Source organism: Polaribacter sp. WD7, from assembly GCF_003335085.1.
Classification (GTDB): domain Bacteria; phylum Bacteroidota; class Bacteroidia; order Flavobacteriales; family Flavobacteriaceae; genus Polaribacter.
In genome coordinates, this window is record NZ_QPEJ01000017.1 from 1 (window position 1) to 24,450 (window position 24,450).

4 protein-coding genes are annotated in these 24,450 nt (G+C 34.5%); 2 read left to right on the top strand and 2 right to left on the bottom strand.

Translation table 11 applies throughout. From position 1 onward, the window contains the following. Both DUT90_RS06370 and DUT90_RS06375 read right to left on the bottom strand, forming a co-directional pair. Nucleotides 1-13,744: S-layer family protein (locus DUT90_RS06370; RefSeq protein WP_220222562.1), on the bottom strand; the 13,744-nt coding region annotated here is incomplete at its 3' end. Between the two features lie 781 nt (nucleotides 13,745-14,525). Then, nucleotides 14,526-20,810, bottom strand: a complete 6,285-nt coding sequence (locus DUT90_RS06375) for a T9SS type A sorting domain-containing protein (protein ID WP_114426341.1) — start codon at nucleotides 20,808-20,810, stop codon at nucleotides 14,526-14,528. 237 nt (nucleotides 20,811-21,047) lie between these two features. On the opposite strand from DUT90_RS06375, the gene recG reads away from it, so the two are divergent. Together recG and DUT90_RS06385 are read left to right on the top strand one after the other, a co-directional pair. Beyond that, a complete protein-coding gene (gene recG / locus DUT90_RS06380; protein ID WP_114426342.1) occupies nucleotides 21,048-23,144 on the top strand; it encodes an ATP-dependent DNA helicase RecG in 2,097 nt (698 codons plus the stop codon). A gap of 105 nt (nucleotides 23,145-23,249) precedes the next feature. Continuing rightward, nucleotides 23,250-24,431, top strand: a complete 1,182-nt coding sequence (locus tag DUT90_RS06385; RefSeq protein ID WP_114426343.1) for a serine hydrolase — start codon at nucleotides 23,250-23,252, stop codon at nucleotides 24,429-24,431. Nucleotides 24,432-24,450: the final 19 nt, after the last annotated feature.

A 24,450-nucleotide genomic window follows, 5' to 3' on the forward strand; every position in this document is an offset into this window, starting at 1 on the left:
AGGAAACTGCTGCTTGTCTTCGAAGGTTAATACCTGACTCTGTATAATCTAATCCTAATTTTAAAACAGGTAAGTCTCTAAAGCTTTCAGTAGCTGCGCTTTTAGATAAAGTCTTACCATTTGCATTAGACTTAAAGAATATAGATTCTGTACCTTCTACTACGTATTCTCTTTGGCTATTGTTAAATGTTACTGTACCTCCATCTGAATCACTTCCTATAAAGAAACCTTGTGCTATTGGTATAAACGCTGCTGGTTCTGTAAAGGTGAAATCTGTTACAGGTTCTACGTTTGGTGAACAAGAAACATCTCCATCTGCATCAAAGAGATTTAAATAATCTACTTCTAAATCTGCTCCTGCTGTAACTTCTATTCGGATGTTGCTCGATTGCACAACACAGCTGCTGATTGTAATCTCCTCAAAAGCACGCTCTTCTTCATTAACACCTGGTGTAGCAGGATCATCATTAACCAATACTGCTGTCCCCTCCAATACAAAGGTGCTTGTTCTTTCCAATTCATTTAGTGAATTGGTATATTCTCCAAATTGTAACGCATTGTTTTCAAAAATTTGAATGCTAACATCTGCACTTGCTCGGTATCGGATGCGCAATGAATCTGCTGCTCTTGGTATAGCACTAAAGGTAACATTAGAGCCTACAGCATCTAATAACGCTACAGATATGTTACTACCGTTATCTGTTACGTTTTCTACTGAACCGTTAACTATGGTAGCTGTTTCTGCTTCGATATCTACATCTACAGGACCACCACCACCTGCGGCTGCCAATGCACTAACACTTGCTTGTATTGTTCTAGTAGCATATCCTCCAATATAACCTGCAAATCGATGTCCGTCTATTGCTTCTGCTGTGCTTTCTTCACTGGCATGTTCCCAGAAATACAAGACTCCTGTAGTAGCGTCTAAATTATCTTCTATAAACTCTTTAACGCTTATAGCAGATGCATATGGATTGGCTACTAAGAATGACTCACTACCTCCAATTGACTGTGTAAGCGTTCCATCTTTTGGGGTTCCCATAAACGTATAGTTTTGTGGTCTTCCTGGACCTTTAAATATGAATCCTGCTATATTATTTATTGGAGGAGTACTTCTGTTTTGAAACCAGTTTGCTCTTCCTGCTCCACTAGGAGCAAAAGTAAACATCCAGTAATCTGCTAAAGAAATTGGATCTGTAGTGTTTCCATCAAAACCTCCTATAAAGTTAATATCTTTTGCTATACCTGTTGCGCCTGATCCGTTTATTACTCCTGTAAAATTAGTAGCAGTAGTTCCATCTTTTAACACATTAGCGATACTATATTGTGTAGCGCCTGCTGCATTTGTTACAGGAGAACCTATGTAGTTGTATCTAAATAAACTAGGTACGGTTGAATTCTGGTCTACCAATAATCTTCCGCCTCCAGATACCAAACTTGCAGATTCGTGCGTTTGTACCAACTGCGCTCTACTTGCTCCTGTAACATCTATCAAACGAATATCTCCGTTTAAGACAATATCATTGGTAACAACTAATAAATTATCGGTAACCCCTAAGGTATTGCTCGCATTTACTTGTAATCTTCTTGCACTTAATCTACTTGACGTTTGATTGAAATCTTGATCAACAATAACAAAACGAGATCTATCAGGAATACCATTGTTCCATACCCCTCCAACTCTTGTGGTTACATCTACTCTGTGCAATCCTAATAATGTATTGGCATCTGTATTTGAATTCACAATCTCAGAAGTTAATGGCGCTAGTGCATGTCTTCCTGTAATATCATCATTTGTATCTGTAAACGTTGGTAACGCTGGGTCTACAAATACTACCCATTCTGATGGAGTATACGTCGTATTTGGTGTTAACGTTTCATCTATTCTTACAAATGAAGTGTTGTTACCAAATTCTGCAACTATATCAAAACGATTTACCCAAGAGCTTGCATCTCCTGTACTTGATACTGTAATAATATCATCTCCTCCTGCAATATCAGTTAGTGCATTATCCTCTACAATAATAGCTGCCGTTGCAGGTGGTGCTGGTGTTGTATTGGTTATTGTATTGGTTGTATTTCTAAATAATACAGATTGACCTGCCGCTATAGAAGAATTCACCAATACTGTTGCATCTGGGGTTACTCCTGTTTGATCTCCTGTTTTATCTTGGTACAATTGTACATGAATCGTATTAGCCGGTACAGTAGAAGTTCCAATATTTGTTATTTCTATCCAGCGTTCTGAACCAAATTGATATACTTGAGTTATCATTATATTACCTGCAATATCGTCTCTATAATCTAAATCTCCATCTCCTGGATTAAAATCGTTATCACTATCTCCAAAAGCATCTTCTAAAGACGTAGCATTTGTAACTACATCTCCATTACCTAAACCATCATTTACAGTACTTCCAGCAATTCCACTATCATCATTGTCATCAAAATTATCGTCTAAACCATCGCTGTCTGAATCTGACCCCGCTAAGGCATTGTCAGTATCTCCGTTTTCAATAATGTCTAGTATTCCGTCATTATCAGAATCTGCATCTAAATAATCTGGGTTATCTTCTCCATCTGTGTTTTCTGGGTTTAGACCGATGATAGTTCCATTTTCGTAGTTATCGTCAACTCCATTATCATTATTATCGATAATCGCTGTACCGATACCACTTGGAGCTACATAATCTCTAGTGGTTTGCCCTTCTACGTTGTCTGGAATACCATCGTTATCGGCATCGATATCAATAAAATTAGGTAAACTATCATTATCTTCATTATCATTTGGATAAGTATTTGGTGCTCCGTCATTATCAATATCTGCTCCTGTTAGTATTAATGCATTGGCTGTGTTTGTTCCATTGGTATCTGTACCCACCACTAGTGCATTTGTTGGGTCTCCGTCTACAGCATCATCAAATCCGTCGCCGTCTGCATCGTTTATTAAAGTTTCATCTCCATTAAGATCGTCAACTTTACCATCTCTATTTGAATCTAAACCTCCAGCCTCAATAATATCTACAATTCCATCGTTGTCAGAATCTAAATCTAAATAATTAGGTATACCATCACCATCTGTATCTCCATTCGGATAGCTATTTGGAACACCATCATTGTCGCTGTCTGTACCAGTTGCTATTAAAGAATTAGCAGTATTTTCAGTAGTACCATCATTACCAACGTCTCCATCTATTACGTCATTGAATCCATCATTATCGGTATCTGCAAAGTTGTCTGCTTTACCATCACCGTTTACATCTGTTCCACCAGCTTCAACTACGTCTGGAATACCATCGTTATCGGCATCTAAATCTAATCTATTAGGAATACCATCTCCATCTGAATCAGCATCAGTAATTGCTATTCCTCCGTTATTGGCATCATATAAATCATCTAAACCATCATTGTCAGTATCGTTAATTAATGTTCCATCTCCATTAAGGTTATCTACTTTTCCATCTCCATTAGTATCTGTACCTCCAGCTTCTACGATGTCTGGGATACCGTCATTGTCAGAATCTAAGTCTAGAGAGTTCGGGATTCCATCTTTATCTATATCAGGATCACATGTAGAGCTTACAGGTAACGCTTCTATAAAATCTAATTCAATTCTTCTTCCATTAGGAACAAGTGTGTATTCTATTTTAAAGTATTGTGTATTTTGATTTAAAACAAAATCAAAAACATTTGCGGTATCAGCATTGTTAATTGCAACTGATTGAGCGTTTACCGATGAGGCTCCTGTAATATCAGATTGAGAAAACCTAACTTCTTTAGGGTCACTATTTGCGGGGGAAAAGTAGGTTAATCTAATAGTTATTCCACTTGGTACAATTTCGCCAAAATCAACTAGTAAGGTTTCATTTAGAGCATTAAATTCTGCTCCTCTATTATTAACACCATCAAATGCATCTGCAATATTAATTACAGAACCATTTATTGAAGTTCCAGAATCTGCAACAGTACTTGTAAAATTAGTACAAGATTCTACTGTATCTAAAATTCCATCATTATCATCATCTACATCTACATTGTCGGGTATACCATCATTGTCATTATCAAGTATATCTCTGTAATCTAAATCTCCATTTCCAGGATTAAAATCTTCGTCTTCATCATTAAACGCATCTTCTAATGATGCAGCATCAGTTACTGTGTCTCCTATTCCTAGACCATCGTTTACGGTACTTCCTGAAATTCCTGAATCGTCATTGTCATCAAAATTATCATCTAAACCGTCACCGTCTGTATCAGTCCCAGCAAGAGCGTTATCGTTATCACCGTTTTCGGCAATATCTAGAATTCCATCATTATCAGTATCAGTGTCAAGGTAATCAGGGTTATCTGTATCATCTGTATTGGTTGGAACTATTCCTATTAAAGCTCCATTCTCATAATCATCGTCAACTCCATTTTCATTAGCATCATCGATACCAGCACCTACACCACTTGGTGCAATATATCCCGTAGATGTTTGTGCTTCTACATTGTCTGGAATACCATCATTATCGGCATCAATATCAATAAAGTTTGGTAAGCTATCTGTATCTTGATTTGCATTTGGATAACTATTAGGTGTCCCGTTATTATCGGTATCAGCACCGGTTACAACTAAGGCATTGGCTGAATTCTCTGCTGTACCATCATTACCCACGTCACCATCTACAGCATCATCAAAACCATCTCCATCTGCATCATTTACTAAGGTACCATCTCCATTAAGATTGTCTACCTTACCATCTCTATCTGTATCTGATCCTCCTGATTCTATAATGTCTGTAATACCATCGTTATCAGAATCTAAATCTTTTGTATTTTGAATTCCATCTCCATCAGAATCTAAGTTAGCGATTCTATTTCCTCCGTTGTTCCCATCGTACAAATCGTCTAGACCATCATTGTCTGTATCGTTTACTAAAGTACCATCTCCATTAAGATTATCTACTTTACCATCTCCATTGGTATCTGTTCCACCTGCTTCTACAATGTCTGGAACACCATCATTATCAGTATCTAAGTCTCTACTATCGATTAAACCATCATTGTCTGTGTCTGCGTTTGGATAAGAATTTGGAACTCCATCACCATTGGTATCTGCACCTGTTACAACTAATGCGTTAGCTATGTTTTCTGCAGTACCATCATTCCCCACATCACCATCAACACCATCATCAAAACCATCTGCATCGGTATCATTAGTTAATGTTCCATTTGCATTGATATTATCTACTCTACCATCTCCATCTGCGTCTGTACCTCCGACTTCTATAATATCTAGGATACCATCATTATCAGAATCTAGGTCTAATGCATCTGCAATTCCATCACCATCTGAATCTAAATTTGCTATGGTTGTACCCCCATTGTTTGCATCGTACAAATCATCTAAACCATCGTTATCGGTATCGTTTACTAATGTTCCGTCTGGGTTGATGGCGTCAATTTTTCCATCTCCATTTGTGTCTGTACCTCCAGCTTCCACGATATCTGGAATACCATCATTGTCTGAATCTAAATCTAAGTGATTTGGTATACCGTCATTATCATTATCATAAACATCTGGTATTCCATCACCATTATTATCTGTATAATCAGTAGTGCTTCCATCTCCACCATTTCCATCGTCTGTGGTGTCTAGGTAATTTACTATACCATCTCCATCCTCGTCTCCATCTGGGTTATTTCCTCCTGACTCTGTAATATCTGATACACCATCATTATCATCATCTAAATCTACAGCATCATTAATTCCATCTCTATCCTTATCACTAAATGTAGTATCTCTATAGTCTAGATCTCCTCCATTGTTTGCATCATTATCCTCATCACCAAGATTAGCGGCGTTTGGAGGATTAATACCGTCATTTACAGTACTGCCTGAAATACCAGAATCATCGTTGTCATCAAAATTATCATCTAAACCATCTCCGTCGGTATCTGTTCCAGAAAGTGTGTTGTCGGTATCGCCATTTTCATCAATATCAAAAATTCCGTCGTTATCTGTGTCTGTATCTAAATAATCTGGATTATCTGTACCATCTGTATTTTGAGGTACAATGGTAGTTCCACCTTGTGATGTTTCATAATTATCGTCTATACCATTATTATTATCATCTGTAATTGCGTTACCAACACCACTTGGAGAAATATATCCTTGAGTTGGTTGCGCTTCTATATTGTCTGGAATACCATCGTTGTCGGCATCAATATCTACGTAATTAGGTTTGCCATCTCCGTCTGTATCTGCATTAGGGTAGCTATCTGGAACACCATTACTATCAATATCTGCACCTGTAATTACGAGTGCATTTGCTGTGTTTTCTATAGTACCATCATTTCCTACATCTCCATCTACAGCATCATCAAATCCATCGTTATCAGTATCATTTACCAAAGTTCCGTCTGGGTTGATGGCGTCAATTTTTCCATCTCCATTTGCATCTGTTCCACCAGCTTCTATAATATCTACTATTCCATCATTATCTGAATCTAGATCAAGTGCATCTGCAATTCCATCTCCATCAGAATCGTTGTTTGGAATTAGATTTCCGAAGTTTTCATCATCATATACATCATCTACACCATTATTGTTTGTGTCGTTAATTAAGGTGTTGTCTGGATTTAAATTGTCTACCTTTCCATCTCCATTAACATCTGTTCCTCCAGCTTCTACTAGATCTGGAATACCATCATTATCAGAATCTAGATCTAATGAATTTAAAATACCATCACCATCAGAATCACAACCTCTAGAACTTTCAAAATTGATATCTGCTAGAGACCAAGCTTCTGTATTAGAATAACGAGCCGCATCTAATAGACCGGAATAGTTACCTAAAGTACCTGCAGCAGTTGAGCCTATTGAACCTCCAATACCACCATTATCAGTATGTGTTGGAATAGTACTAAAAGCAGCAGTAATACTAGAAGCCACTCCATCTAAATACACAGTAATAACACCATTATTAAAAGTAGCCGCTACGTGATGCCATAAACCGTCTAAAGTTAAGGTTCTAGCAGCGGTTACATTTGTTTGAGTAGTACTACCTGCTCTTGCTGATGCCGTTAATACTCCGCCATTTAGCCACAATGTAAAACCATTTGTAGCCCCTCCTTCTTCATAAATAATTCTCTGACCACTAAGATTGTTTGGAAGTATCCATGCCGAAAAACTTAATGTAGTTGCTGAGGCCTCCATAAAAGCACCGTCTACACTGTATCGTATTTCATTATTGGTTCCGTTAAAACTTGCAGCACTTGAGCCTTCTATAGCAGTTGATGAAAAGCTAGGAGCGTTGGTACCACTACCTTGGTTAAATCCATTACCAGAAACATCATTCGTGTTATTTTCGTAAGTCCAAAACGCAACTGGTGTTGTGGTAAAACGCGCTGTTGGGTTCTCACAAATGTCTTCTAAAAAATCTAATATACCATCGTTATCATCATCTAAATCTACACTATCTGGAATACCATCATTGTCTGAATCTAAACCATTGGTGGCATCTCTATAGTCTAAATCTCCTCCTAGTTGATTAAAGTCACCATCAGCATCTCCTAAATTTGTGTCGTTTGGTGGATTGATACCATCATTTACTACATAACCATCATTATTAGATCCATTTTCAAAATTGTCGTCTAAACCATCATTGTCTGTATCTGTACCTGACAATGTATTATTGGCATTTCCATTTTCTTCAATATCTGGCGTCCCATCATTATCGGTATCGGTATCTTTGTAATCAGGATTGTCTGTACCATCTGTATTTTGAGGTACAATATTGGTTCCTCCTTGTGCGGTTTCGTAATTGTCGTCTAAACCATTATTGTTTGCATCAGTAATTCCTGAACCTACACCACTTGGAGCAATATAACCAATGGTTGGTTGTGCTTCTATATTGTCAGGAATACCATCGTTATCTGAATCGATATCTAAATAATCTGGAAGACTATCGGTATCTGAATTGATAGGCGTTGTTCCTGTACCAGCAGAACTTGGAATACCATTCGTATCCGTTGCAGTCCCTACATCGCCATCAGCTTGCCCATCGTTATTTACATCTGTTCCACCAGCTTCAATTACATCTGCAATACCATCATTATCTGAGTCTAGATCTAAAGCATCTATGATTCCATCTCCATCTGTATCAGGAGAGTTACATTCTGTTTCTACTGTTGCTTCAGTAAAAAATGCAGTTTGACTAAAATCAGTTTGAGTCATATCTACCTGTATGAAACGTGTAGCATTTTGTAGTATATAATTGTAAAAACTTGTTCCGTTTACGGTAACATCATTGGTAACTTGGTTAGTTCCTCCAGAACTTAAATATACTCCTGTTGGTGTTTCTGAAGTAACAACAGCTCTTGTTCCAAAAGTGTTTGTACCAGAAAAATCTATTCTAACTAAAGTATTCGCTTGATAAATTTGACCTAAGTCTAAAACCATATGATGTGTAACACTATTCATTGCAACACCTTGGCCTGCTGTAGCTGCACCATCATTTATAGCTGCAAAATTGGTGTTAGCATTATCTACAGTAGATTCTGCTTGTACTACTTCGTTAATTGCTTGATCAATTGAAGTACAGTCATTTTCAACAAAATCTGTTATTCCATCGTTATCATCATCTAAATCAGTAGCATCTGGTATACCATCATTATCTGTATCTATAGCCCCTTGAATATCTCTATAGTCAACATCTCCTCCTGTTCCGTTAGCTAGAAAATCACCATCAGTATCCCCTAAGTTGGCAGGAGCTGGCGGGTTATGGTTGTCGTTTACTGTTGATCCATTATTTCCTGTGTCATCTACATCATCAAAATTATCATCTAAACCATCGCCATCTGTATCGTTTCCAGAAAGGGTATTGTTTGCATCTCCATTTTCAGTAATATCTGTAATTCCATCATTATCTGAGTCGTTATCTAGATAATCGGGATTATCTATATTATCAGTGTTTGTTGGATTTAAACCAAGTACTCCATTATTTTGATATACGTCATCTAGACCATTTCCATCAGCATCTGTAATTGTGTTTCCTAAACCGCTAGGAGAGATGTAGTTAAATGTACTTTGCCCTTCTATGTTATCTGGAATACCATCATTGTCTGAATCTATATCTAAATGATTTGCCAGAGCGTCTGAGTCAGTATTTACTGGATTTACACCAACACCAGCTGAACTTGGAATACCTAAAGTTGTAGGTGTAGTTCCTTCATTTCCATCAGCTCTTCCATCGTTATTTACATCAGTCCCTCCAGATTCTACAACATCTGTGATACCATCATTATCTGAATCTATATCTAAATAATCTGCTACACCATCTCCATCTGTATCTGGAGCATTAAAAAATACATGACGTGGATTATCGTATAAGTCTATTCTACATTCATCAAAACGAATCGAATAAAAACGGTCTCTTCTTTCATTGACTGTTTTTTCTGCTCCAATAGTAAAATTGAATAAATTTATGTCTCTCTTTTGAAAAAATAAGCGATAAGGATTTGAAGTGTCTATAGGAACAGTTGGTGCTAAACCTGAATTATTAGCTGCAAATTGAACTACTCCGTTTGCTAATTCGGTTGGAATAATATTAGTAGGTGTACCAATACTATAGCCCACAATATTTTGAACGCGATAAAACTCGTTAATACCAGTTTCGCTATCTATATCTTGGATAAAACCTCCAACACGATCTACGTTAGCACTAGTTAATGTGCCTGTTTCTACAAATCTAATTTGTAGTCTTATAGTGAGATCTCCTCTAGCACCATTGGCATATCTTAATTCTGGTTGAAGTGCGTCATCATCACCAAGATTTTGATCAATATTAAGTACCGTAACTCCTGTACTTTTTTCTGCAATTCTAACGATAGCATCTAAACCTGCAGCAACGTTAGAAAAACGATATTCTGCATTTACAGAACCAGCACCAGTACCTGTTCCATTAATATAATCTGCATTGGTGCCTATAAAACTGTAGTTTAAGCCTGTACAAACTCCACCAGGTTCTACACCATCAGTAAAAAAACCATAGCCTTCGGTAACATCAGAGATACCATCATTATCATCATCTAAATCTACATCATCTTGAACGCCATCATTATCTGCGTCTGGACCAGAAATATCTCTATAGTCTACATCTCCTCCAGTAGAAACATCGTTATCTGAATCTGTAAAATTATCTTCTTGGGTGTCATCAAATTCTCCATTTGGATCATTATATCCTCCTTCTACATCACCAATCTCTAAATCGTTGATCAGTCCATTAGTACCAACTGTACCAGTAACTCTTCCATTTGATTGTGGCAAATTACTACCAGATTCTTGAATGTCATTTGTTCCATCATTATCAGAGTCTAAATCTAAATAATCTGGATTATCAGTACCGTCTGTATTCTGTGGAACTAAACCTATAGAATCGGTTCCACTACTATCTCCATTAGGAGTATTGTCAAAAGCATCATCCAAACCATCTTTGTCAGTATCTAAACCTGAGGGAGCAATATAGTTGTTAGTAGATTGTGCTTCGATAATATCTGGAATACCATCATTATCTGAATCTAAATCTAAACAATTGATTACACCATCTCCATCATCATCACTTATTTCTGCATCATAAGTTACCTGTAAATTCGAGATTGTATACGTTGATGCTGTTGCTTGACCTTCAAAAGTACTATCTACTTGATATTCTTCTGCGTTTGCAGCTATAGGACTTGTAAAACGGACTACATTATTTACCAAAAACTCTACTAATGTACCAGTTCTACGAATAGCAACCTGTGTACCATCTGCAGCAGTATCTGCTAGTGTTGTTGCTACTAAACCATTATTAATAACCTGTATAGCTTGGGTGTTTCCTCTAAACCTGAATGCATATTCAATATCTAAACCAGAGTTTACATTAGCTCCAAAAGCATCTATACCAATTATAACATCTCTTTGGGCTTCAGTAAAGGTACCTTGTATAGCGAAACTTACAGTAAAATCGTCAGTTACTCCGAAATTAGAAAAACGCCTAGAAGTAATACTATTACTAAAACCAGCTACGCCTGCAGTATTTGAAAAAGTAATATTATTACCATTAATTGTAAAACCACTACCACCTGATCTTTCAAGAGATAAATCTCTAGATAATGGTCCAGTTGCAGCTATACAACCCTCCTCAATATCTAAAATACCATCATTATCATCATCAATATCTACACTATCTGGAATACCATCGTTATCGGTATCGTCTCCATTATCTCTATAATCAACATTTCCTCCTAATCCATTGGTTTCAAAATCACCGTCTACATCTCCTAAATTTCCAGGAGCTGGAGGGTTGTGGTTGTCATTAACCGTGGAACCTGTAATTCCGCTGTCGTCATTATCATCAAAATTATCGTCCAATCCATCATTATCTGCATCATTTCCAGATAAGGTATCTTGTGCATCTCCATTTTCTTCTATGTCTGGAATACCATCGTTATCTGAATCTGAGTCTAAATAATCTGGATTATCTGTTTCATCTGTATTTTCTGGATCTAAACCAACGTTTCCTGCGAATTGGTAATTGTCATCAACACCGTTACTATCAGTATCAGTAATACCAGTTCCAATTCCACTTGGTGCAATAAAATCGAACGTGTCTTGAGCTTCTACATTGTCTGGAATTCCATCATTATCAGAATCTATATCTAAATAGTTTGGTAAGCTATCTGAATCTGAATTTATTGGAGTAATTCCTGCGCTTGCAGAATTAGGTATTCCATCTGCATTAGGACCTCCATCTGCTTTACCATCTCTATTGCTATCAGTACCTCCAACTTCAATCACATCAGGAATTCCATCATTATCAGAATCTAAATCTAGATAATCAGCAACACCATCACCATCAGAATCTAAATTTGTACAATATGTAAGTTCATAAAATTGCATGGTTACATTTCCACCACCAGTAGGAGGGATAGATTTACCTGCTGCAATGGTAATTTTTGTTAGTGGCTCTAGACTTGTGACACTTACAGTATTGCTAGGAGCATTAGAACCACCTGCAGTGCTATTAACCGTTTGCCCAGTAATTGTAAAATTTCCATTAGGTAAGTTGATGTTCTCTACATTTAAAGGTACTTCTGTACCATTTAACTCTCCAATAAATTGAACTCTATCATTGTTATCTATTCCACCCCACTTAAAGGTTACATTAAAAACTGGTTCAGAAAAAGTAAAGGTATACAAGCCAACATCTATGCTAGAAGCATCTGCAGGGAAAGATGTTCCTACTGGGAAATCTGTATTGTTTGGTTGGACGTTTATGTAATTACCATCTATACCTCCTGTAGGACCCACAGTTGAAACTCCATCAGTACTCCATGTTGCTGAGTTAGTAACTTCATAATCAAAATCTACATTAACTGTATTAAAAGTATATAAAGAGGTTTGAGAACCTGAAGTTTGCGAACCTGCTGTTGTTCCTGTACTTGCTTGTGTAAAAGAACCACCTATCGCAATAAAATCTGTTGTTGGACAGTTTTGCTCAACGGTGTCTAAAATTCCATCATTATCATTATCTAAATCACAAATATCTGAAATACCGTCACCATCTCTATCTGGATTTCCAGAGGCTATGGCATCACAGCTAACATCAACAATAGATATTTGAAGTGTACCTTGATCTGAATTTACATCAAAAGTATCCTGTACTCTAAATAAAATAGAGGCATCTCCATTATAATTAGATTCTGGAGTAAAGTTTAAGTTTCCTGCACTATCAACAGTATAAGTACCTACCCCTGCAATTACTAACGGTGTACCTACACTACCTTGATTATTAACATTATTAGGGTCTATTAGACTTACTGATGATAGATCTATATTACCATCAGGATCATCTGCACCAGATAAAATATTTGTAGAAAAAGATTGATTGGTGTTAATAATGTTATTTAGGTTATCTACTACTGTGGGTTTTCTATTTACAGTAGTAGTACTTGGGTTACCAAAAGTAACTTCCCCTAAAAAACTTACTGATATATTTCTAGTTATATTTGGCTCATTACTGTCTCTACCTAGTGTAAAATCAACTAAACTTGCATTTACAAAATTAATTCTTACAATAGAACGAGTATTATCTAAACTTACTCCAGGGTCTGTTACGTCTGCACTATTAAATCTAGTGGAATTTGGTAGTTGACCAGCAGTTGGTGTGATAATTGTTTCTGGTTGACCTGTTCCTGCCAGTTCAAAACTACTTGGCGAAACAACTTCTGCCCATTCTAAAGCGTCTAGATCTATAATTTCTAAGGTATAAGAATCTAGCGGAAAAGGAATTCTTGCGGCTAAACCACCACTACCAGCATCTGCACTATTTGCTACAATAAACTCTAATTGCCAACGAACAGCATCTCCAGGTGTACCGTAATTGATGACTGGTTCAAATCTATTTTCAACAAACTGAGTATCATCTATTTCATCTATTACAGGTGTTCCTGTAAAAGACACAATTCTTAAAATTGCATCTACATCAGTTGGTGTTCCATTTGCAGAAATTTCTACATTTTCTATTAAGTAGACTGCTCCTGGTTGCCCATCTGTACCTTCTATTAGTACTTGTGTGTTTGGAAAGACAGGTTTTGCCTGTGAAAAAGTTTTAAATGTACTAAAAGAGAGTGTAACAATAAGCAGGATTATATTAAAAGCTTGATTGTAACGAATTATTTTTCCAGATAAACTCGTTTTTCTTTGGTATGATTTCATAAAAAAAGTTAAGTGATAAAGTATATTCATTAGATTAGACACAGAAATTAAAAGAAGGTCACTATTACTACAACAAAAGTACTCAATTAGCTCTTTTTTTTTAGTGGTTTTTTAGTTAAAAGTTAAAACATTCATGATACATACTATTTTTCTATAGCTTTTAATTTTATCATATAAAATTCAATATTTAATTTTCTTTGAGATTTATCTTGTTGTTTTTTGATATACTATAACACCATTTATTTATCTAATAAGTTTAAGTTGAATAAACTTCTTTTTTTGATATCTTGAGTTTTATTCACAACAACTTATAGGTTTAGATTATTTGCAAAAATAGTTGTGAATGGTTAGGTAGTATTCTTATCTTTTACAGATAAAGTTTTTAAAGGCTTAAAAGCTAAGAAGAATTTATCAGAATAGGTTTCCGGTTCTAAAATGATAGCAGCTTTTTCTTGTTTAACATTATAAGAAGTTGCTGTTACCTTATCTACAATGGATATGTTGTCATTAAAACTTTTGTATTGGTCTATTGTAAAAGAGATAGCACAAGAATAAATGTAGACTGTTCTTTATATCTGATTAAATGTTTTCATTAGATTGAAATGAACTCTATTTTTGCTAAACGAATAATGTTATAATTCTACTTTAATAAAAGGAAGGTAAGAGTATAAAATTTTAATATCTATATTTTTGTCAAATCGATATAAAAAATAGAGATTATTATTGTAGAATAATAGTTTTAATATTTGAGTAAGATAAGACTATATGTATTTTAATTATATTATTCAATAACTACTTTTTTATTAAGTATTCCTTTATCTGATTTTAATTTGACAATATAAAATCCAGCGGGTAATTTTCCCTCAATTTTCAATTGATATTTATCTTGTTGTTCTTCAATATTCCAAGCAGCTACTTCTTTACCTAATAGGTTGTATAGACTTACTTCTTGTATTTCTATTTCTTGAGTTTTATCTACAACAATGTATTGGTTTATATTGTCTACATATGTACTTGTAAATAGAGAGGTAGTATCCTTATCTTTTACAAATAAGGTTTTTAAAGGTTTAAAAGCTAAGAAGAATCTATCAGAATAGATTCCAGGTTCTAAAGTGATAGTAGCTTTTTCTTCTTTAATATTATAAGATGTTGCTGCTAATTTATCTACAATGTATATGTTGTCATTAAAATTTTTATATTGGTCTAGTGTAAAAGAGATTGCACCAGAATAATCTATGGTAACCTCCAGTGGAATTTCTAAATTCTCATGAATAGATTGAACGCCAGCAATAACGTATTTTTTATCATTATTTGGAAATTTCCAGTATGCATCAGTATCTCCAATATCAAACATTTCAGCATCATATCCTTTATCATGATCAAAAGATTGAAAAGGACCAAAAGAGATAGCAAGTTGCCTATGAAAAGCAGTATTATCAATAAGGTGATCTATTCCTATTTTTAAGATTGGTAAATCAAAATTACTCTTTTTTGATTTGTAAGAAGTTTTAAAAAAAACAGAACTACCAGAGCCTTCTGTTTTATATTCTCTTTGACTATTGTCAAAGGTTATTGTACCTCCATCTGCATCTCCTGCAACAAAGAAACCTTGCCCAATAGGTATAAACGCTTCTGGTTCTTGAAAAATGGCATCACCAGAAGTTGGAGAACAGTTTACTTCTCCGTTAATATCATATAGGTTTAAATAATCAATGGTTATTGCATCAGTATTTGTAGAAGAAATAGTAATGTCACTTCCCACAAAAACACAAAAAGAAACAATCTGCGTACTAAAAACTCCTGATGTAGAAGGTAATGTTATATTTGTTTTAATAACATCGTTAACTTTTAAGTTAATTGTTTTACTTGCGGTAGATTGATATCTAATTCTTATAGAATCTACACTTCTTGGTATTTTGTGAAAGGTAATAGAGTCTGTTGCAGAGTTTAATAAAATAGCTGTACCCTCTAGCTCACCACTATTTGTATTTTCAGGGGCCTCAGCTTCTAAAGTAACATCTATAAGACCAGTTTCACCACTTAAATTTTCTGCTTTTGCAGTTACGCCTGTAGTTATGGTTCTCGTTGCGTAACCACCAATATAACCAGCAAAAAAATGACCATCAATACCAGAGGATACAATTTCATTTGCGTGTTTCCAAAAATATAAAGTACCTGTAATAGCGCTAATATTGTCTTCTATAAATTCTTTTACACTTATAGCAGAAGTATATGGGTTGGCTACTAAGTAAGATTCACTAGCACCCACGCTTGTTGTAATTGTTCCATCTTTTGGAATTCCTAAAAAAGTATAATTTTGAGGTCTTCCTGGACCTTTAAAAATAAAACCATCACTATTAGGAATTGGAGTTCCGCTTCTTTGTTGAACCCAACTAGATCTACCACCTGTACTTGAGGCGAAAGTATACATCCAATAATCTGCTAAGGTTATAGGATCTGTAGTATCTCCATCGTAATTGGTTCCAGTAAGAAAGGTGATATCTTTAGCAATATTTGTATTTATAATTCCTGCGAAAGAGGTTGGGGAAGTACCGTCTTTAAAAATATCTGAAATGGTATATGTAGTTGCTCCAGAAGCACTAATTACAGGAGACCCCATGTAATTGTATCTATATAAGCTAGGTACGCTAGAGTTTTGGTCTACAAGTAATTTCCCATCACCAGAAACCAAACTAGCAGAAGTATGTGTTTGTATAAATTGAGCATTACTAGCACCAGATGGATCAATTAATCTAATCTCTCCGCTAACACCAAAGAGAACATCATTTGTAACAACTAATAAATTTTCTATACCCAATTTATTATTTACAGTAAGTTTTCTTGCACTTAATTTTAATGCTCCATGATTATAGTCTTCATTAATAATCACAAAACGAGAACGATCTGGGAAACCATTGTTCCAAGCACTACCAGTTCTAATTGTACTGCCAATTCTATGCAAACCAAGTAAGGTATTAGCTTCTGTGTTTGAACCTGTAATTTCTGAAATTAAAGGAGCATGTGGATGTCTACCTTCTTGTGCTGCTGCTAGTGGGTTGCTGTAAGGTAAAATAGCATCATCTATAAAAGTTACCCATTCATTAGGGGTAAATGTGTTATTTGCACTTATTGTTTCGTCAATTCTAACCAAAGAGGTTTTATTAGGGATGTTTGAAACAACATCGTACCTATTGGCCCATGCTGTAGCATCTGTGGTTGTTGATAAAATAATGATATCGTTACCTCCGTCTATATTTGTTAAATTGTTGTCTATAAGCGGCGTACCATTAATGTTGGTAATAGTTGTGCTAAGAGTGTTTTTTATCAATACAGATTGTCCTGGTGCTAGAGCAGTGGTAATTGTTAAGTTAGCGTCTGGTATTTGACCATCAAAAACTATATTTCTATCTTTAAAAAGTACCACTTTAATTTCGTTGGCATTAATGGTATTTGTACTAGTGTTAGTAATTTCAATCCATTTTTCATTATCAACTTGATACACTTGAGTTATCATTGGTATACCACTAAGTGTTATAACTGTTACAGTAATTACATTACTCTCTGCAATACAGCCATTGGTAATACTTGTGGCTATTCTTTTATAATAAGTAGTTTGTGTTATAATACCCTTATCATATGTAGCACTAGTAGCTCCTGAAATATCAGTAAAACCAGTGGTTGCACTTGTAACACTTTCTTGCCATTGATAGGTAACACCACCAATACCTGTAGCTTCTGCAACTGATGTAAATGCGGTAACATCAGTATTGTTTAAAACAGTTTGATTTCCAGCAATTACACCTCCATTGGTTTTTTCTACATTAATGGTTATTGGATATTCTGCACTTATTGTTCCTGATGATGAAATTCTAACAGTTACAACTCCCGTATAAGTTCCGCCAGCAGCTACTGAAGGTACGGTTACTTGAATAGGAGATAATGGTAAACTCGCATTAGTAATGTCTACAAATCCTTGTAAATTAGCAGTATCGGTAAAGTTTATACTATATTGATCTGGAGCATTTGTAGTAGCACTGTAATCAAAATTTGCTGTTGTTGTACCAGAGCATAAGCTAACACTAGTGTTCGTTAGCGTTATTGTTGGAGTAGAAGCATCAGTTATGGTAATGGTTATAGGGTAGCTTTTTTCACATCCGTTTGTAGCTTCTCTTACCGTTACTGTAGCAGTGTAAACACCTGTAGTTAAACCTGCAGGAACAGTAATTTGTATAGGAGATGCAGGTAATGCTGTGTAAGGTACATCTGTAAAAGCTACATCATCAAAATCAATTCTATATTCATTAGGAGAGTTTGTTGTTGCAGAAAATGCTAAATCAACAGTTTGTGCACTAAGATTAAAAACTGCTGATGGATTTGCTGTAAATGTAATTGTAGGTGATGGATTTACCGTAATACTAATTGCGTTAGATTCTACAGTTGTACAAGTACCAAAAATTTTAGAAGCGACTACTTTAAGAGAGGTTACCCCAAAAGGTATTGGATCTGTATCTATAGTTGTATCTGCAGCAATAGATGGTCCTAAAAAACTTGGACCCACACTATTGTTGTTTTGATCTAATAGTTGATACAATAATCCTGGTTGAGCATTTACAACTGTTACTGTAAAAATACTATTCTCACAAATAGGAGTTGTAGAAACTGCGGTTATGGTTGGTGTAATAGGTGGGTTACAAATTACTACTCTAGATGAAGATTGATCACTCTCACAACTTCCTAAAGCTGTTGAGGTAGCAGTAACCGTAACTATAGCATTTGTATACAGTATTTCTAAAGGAGCATCTAAACCTGCAAACGTCCAATTACCGCTACCATCTGTAGTCGTTGTTAATTCATTACCACTACTATTAACTGCTTTGTCTCCATCTAAATACAATTGTATAATAGAACCTGAAGGTAAACCAGAACTTGTACCTGTTATACTAGCATCACCTTCTATTATTGGATTTGAAGTTATAGTTAATGAAGTTGGTATTGTTTTAGAATTAATTATGATGCTTTCAGAAATATCACTAACTGATTTTCCTGTTGCTTGTATAGTGGCAGCAATGTAATTTGAAGGAGCTATACTTAAGCCAGTAATTGTCCAAGTACCGTTAACAATAGTTGTAGTTGTACCTTCTAATGTATCAGATGTTGTAACATCTGAACTTCCTTTAGAATATAAAGTAACCGTTCCGGACGTTTCATTGGTGATTCCAGAAACAGTACTTATGTTCCCTGTAGCACAAAACTCTGTGTTAAGGGTTGGTGTTTGAGACTGAACAATTGGAGCTGTAGGGCTTATACTAGTAGAAAGCGTGTTCCTACAGATATTACCAGAATCTCTGTTAGATACTTCTATTACATCTGAGGTTGATAGTGTAAGAGAGCTGATATCAAATGAAAACGTATTTGAACTACCACTTGTAGTAGTAGTTATATCTGTAGATGCATTATTGATGATTAACCTTAACGTTGCAGCCGTTGGAGGGCTACCACCAAAATTACCAGTTAAAGAGGTGTCTCCAATTTCTACAGGATTCAAAAAAGGAGTTGCAGAAGCAGCACCTGTGGCACTACAGGTAGAAATCGGTTCACTACCTAAAGATTGACATGTTGAAGGGTTTGTGTCTATTTTTACAATAAAATTAAGATCTTCATCAGTAAATCTGCGGCTACCAGTACCTAGTCTAACTCTAGTGGCAGAAGTAGAAACAAAGTTTACAACGTTAACTCCATCTATTGTAGTAATTTGAGTTCCGGTATTTGAATCAAAGAAATTAAAAATAAAACTAGATCCTGCAGGTGTACCTGTTGCATAGGTTAAATCTAAATCTCTACTTATTGCAGATAAAACAGGTGTAGCTAATGGTGTACAAAATGTTAATAAAACAGTTTCTATATCACAATTGTCTATAGAAGTTCCTTTTTCTACACCACTTGCTACTGTACTAGGTACGGTTGCTGAAGCAGTAATTACATCATCAGTAGATAAAGCTGAAACTGATGCAGACCAAGTACCTCCAGCTACGGTTGCTGTTCCTGCAGGAGTCGAATTTCCATTAACAAACACCTCTACTAAAGTACCATCTTCTTCTGTAGAGGTACCTTGTACTAGTGTGTCTCCATTAATAATAGCTCCAGGGTTTGTGTTTCCTCCAGTTATAAACGGACAAGAAGCTCTTACAATTGGATCTCCATTGGTTGGTGTTTGGGTATTTATTGTTTCTATGTATAAATTATCTGATGTGTTAGAACTATCGTCTACACCAGCAATGTCTGCAGTTCCATTATTACCAATAATACCTTTAGGGTTAACAGAAGTAAGAGAAACCATTCTTAATTTTGTGGTTGAATCTATTCCTGCAACATTACTAAATGGAATGTAAAAGTCATAAAAATAATCAGGATCATTACAAATAGTAGTTAACGCTAAAGATTTTATAGCGTGAGTAGTATAAGGTAATGCAGCAAGTTCTATAATGTTTGTAGGATCATTTACATCATAAGCATTTACTTCAAAATTTGTTCTTAATACAATTTCAATTTCAAAACCAGGATTTCCAGGTACAGCATCTGGGTCTGCATTTGGTCCAGAAAAACCAAATTTTTCATCAGTATCTATTAAAATAGAATATCCTTTAGAGTTAGAGGCTGCCCCACCTAATCGAAATCGAAAACGCATGTTAGTGCCATCTGTGTTGTAGTAAGAAGATCTGCTGTTGGCGTCTTGTACCAAATCTGTAAAAGAACAACTACTTCCTTTACTTGGGTCTCCTGTTGGCTCAGAAGTAATTTCTGGTATTCCTACATAAGCAATTTCACTGTACAAAACATCAAAAACATCTGTAGGTAATATATTAGCAGGAAAGCCAATATTTGTAAATTGACTAGGGGTTTGTGAGGGGGGTAAGGATACATATCCATCTCCATTAGGGTCTAGAACTGCATTTGGCAAGCCTTCTACAATGACTCCAGGTGTTTGGGCATTTGTGTTAAGTGTAAAAAAAGATACACAGAATAACACAAAAAAGAATAGTACGTTTTTATTTTTCTTTAATTTCATATTTTTAGGGTATAAGAATAACTAGAAATCAAAAGATGTTTTTATTTATATATTACTTTTTCATTAATTAAAACATAAGTAAATATCATAAAAAATCATTTTTTAAATTAACCAAATATACTAATTATTATTTGTTATAATAAGACACTCTTTTTTAAAAAAAGTAACAATTTAGTTTTCTTGTTTTTAATTAAAAATTGTTTTCTGTATTTTCGTTATCTATAGTTATTTTTAAAATTGAATTTAAACTACCCAATAACATATATAAAAGGTATAAGTGTGCAAAGAGCCACTTTATTATACACAGAATTGGGTATAAAAACGTGCAATGATTTACTAAATTTTTTCCCATTCAGATATATTGATAAGACAAAATTTTATCAAATAAAAGAGTTGCAACCTGCTGCTACAGAAGTTCAAATTGTGGGTAAAATCACAAATATAAAATCTGTAGCTCAAAAAAGAGGAAGTAGATTAGTAGCTACTTTTCAAGATGCTACTGGAAGTATGGAGTTAGTTTGGTTTAAAGGTCAAAAATGGATTAAAGATGCTGTAAAAATAAATACACCTTACGTAGTTTATGGTAAATTGAATCATTATAACGGTAATTTTAGTATTCCGCATCCAGAAATGGAATTGGTTACAGAATACAAAAAAAAGTTACAGACTAAAATGCAACCTATATATCCATCAACAGAAAAATTAACGAATTCAGGAGTTTCTAATAAGTTGATGAGAAATTATATTCAGCAATTACTACAGCAAACTTACGAGGCTATAGAAGAAAGTTTATCGCTAGAAATTATTAATGATTTTAATTTAATGCTAAAACGCGATGCATTGCTAAATGTTCATTTTCCAAAAAGTCAAGAAAATTTAGCAAAAGCACAGTACAGATTAAAGTTTGAAGAATTATTTTATATTCAGATGCAACTTTTACGCAAAAAACTCATCAATAAAGCTAAAATTAAAGGTTTAGTTTTTAACGAAGTAGGAGATAGTTTTCATGCATTTTATGACAAATATTTGACTTTTGAGTTGACCAATGCTCAAAAAAGAGTACTCAAAGAAATTAGAAAAGATGTGAGCACTGGTGCACATATGAATCGTTTATTACAAGGTGATGTAGGGTCTGGTAAAACAATTGTTGCATTGTTAAGTATGCTTTTAGCCATAGATAACGGTTTTCAAGCCACCATTATGGCACCTACAGAAATTTTAGCAAATCAACATTTTACAGCAATATCAGAACTTTTAAATGGTTTACCTATTATGGTAGATATTCTTACAGGTTCTGTAAAAACTAAAAAACGAAGAGAAATCCATCGGAATTTAGAAGATGGGACTTTGCATATTTTAGTGGGCACACATGCCTTGTTAGAAGATAAAGTAGCCTTTAAAAATTTAGGAATTGCAATTATTGATGAGCAACACCGTTTTGGAGTAAAACAACGTGCTAAATTATGGGCTAAAAATACACTGCCACCTCATATTTTAGTAATGACAGCCACACCAATACCAAGAACTTTGGCAATGTCTGTTTATGGAGATTTAGATATTTCTGTGATTGATGAGTTGCCACCTGGAAGAAAAGAGGTAAAAACGGTACACCGTTTTGATAGCAATAGATTATCTGTGTTTAAATTTTTAAAAGACGAAATAGCCAAAGGGAGGCAAGTATATGTGGTTTACCCATTAATTCAAGAATCTGAAGCTATGGATTATAAAGATTTGATGGATGGTTACGAAAGTATTTCTAGAGAGTTCCCGTCACCAAAATATCAAATTAGTATTGTACACGGTAAAATGAAACCAGCAGATAAAGATTATGAAATGCAACGGTTTGTTACTAAAGAAACTCAAATTATGGTAGCTACCACAGTTATAGAAGTTGGTGTAAATGTACCTAACGCAAGTGTTATGGTTATTGAAAGTGCAGAACGTTTTGGGTTAAGTCAGTTGCACCAATTAAGAGGTAGAGTAGGTAGAGGTGCAGACCAAAGTTATTGTATATTACTGTCTAGTTTTAAGTTATCTACTGAAGCAAAAACAAGATTAGAAACGATGACAGAAACCTCTGACGGTTTTAAAATATCTGAAGTAGATTTAAAGTTACGAGGACCAGGAAATATCATGGGAACACAACAGAGTGGTGTTTTAAATTTAAAAATAGCAGATGTTGTTAAAGATTCTAAAATCCTGGTTTCCGCAAGAAATACAGCAATATCAGTATTGCAAGATGATCCAAATCTTTCTAGCTTAGAAAATAGACCAATAAATAAAGCATTTGCTAAAATGGCAGCCTCTTCTAAAATTTGGAGTAATATTAGCTAAGATTTATTTTTTTTAAATTGGATACTTTTTTAAGTTCAAATTACATTTTGATTTTACAATAATGATATTTAAATTTACAGAAATATATTTTTTTTGAAAAAGATCATGCTACAATTTTTTAGGTTTTCATCAGTTATTTTCGTATTTGTATGTATTGCATGTACTTCTTCAAAAAAAGATAAGAGCTCTACAAATTCAAAGATTATATCTCAAAAAAGAATAGAAGAAAAGTTTACAATTCCTGTAGAGTATTTTCCAGAAAAAGACACAAAAAATGTAAATCACAAGTTAGATTCTTTGTTGAAAAGAATTAACAAAAGACATGATTTTCATGGGGCTATTTTAGTATCAAAAAATAAAAAAATAGTGTATAAAAACCAGATTGGTTTTGCAGATTTTAAAAAAAAGATTCCTTTAAATGAAGAATCTACTTTTCAATTGGCATCTGTTAGTAAACAGTTTACTGCAGCAGCTATTATGCTTTTACACGAAAGAAATAAAATTAAGATTACAGACACTGTAAATACTTATTTTCCGAACTTTCCTTTTGAAAACATTACAATTAAACACTTGTTAAACCATACTGCTGGTTTGCCAAAATATTTTTGGGTTGCAGAACATGAGTGGCAAAAAGAAAAAGCGCCAACAAATTTAGAAATGATGGAGCTTTTTTCGTGTTCTAGTGTTCAAAGATTTTTTAAACCGGGTCGTAATTTTGATTACTCTAATACGGGTTACTTTATTTTAGCTTCTATTGTAGAAAAAGTATCAGGTACCTCGTTTGGTAATTTTCTTAAAGAAAATATTTTTGATCCTTTAGATATGAAAAATTCATATGTCTATAGTTGTAAACATGATATACCTCATAAAAACCAATTAACAGGATATCGTTTATATAGAGGGTGGAGGCATATAGGTATTAAAAATACAGTAAATGATGGAGTTGTAGGAGATAAAAATGTATATTCTACTACAGAAGACCTGTTTAAATGGACTTACGGATTGAATTCAGGAAAACTACTTTCTAAAGCATCTTTAGATTTGATGTACACCAAAGGAGAAACTATTTATGGTAGAAAAATTCCGTATGGTTTTGGATTTCGTGTAGATAGAAGCGACGAAAAAAACATTTATCATTATGGTAAATGGAATGGTTTCAGTACTGCGTTAACCAACTATTTAGATGATGATTTGGTAGTTATTGTTTTAGAACACACTAGCTACAATGCTTTAAAATCATTGAACAAAAAAATAAAGAAAATAGTAACCAAAAATTTAGATGTTTAACGAAGTAAAAAAGAAAGAT

Excerpts from the sequence above, each read along its gene's own strand:
- DUT90_RS06375 (WP_114426341.1), bottom strand. The coding sequence starts at position 20,810 with ATGAAATTAAAGAAAAATAAAAACGTACTATTCTTTTTTGTGTTATTC.
- DUT90_RS06385 (WP_114426343.1), top strand. The coding sequence starts at position 23,250 with ATGCTACAATTTTTTAGGTTTTCATCAGTTATTTTCGTATTTGTATGT.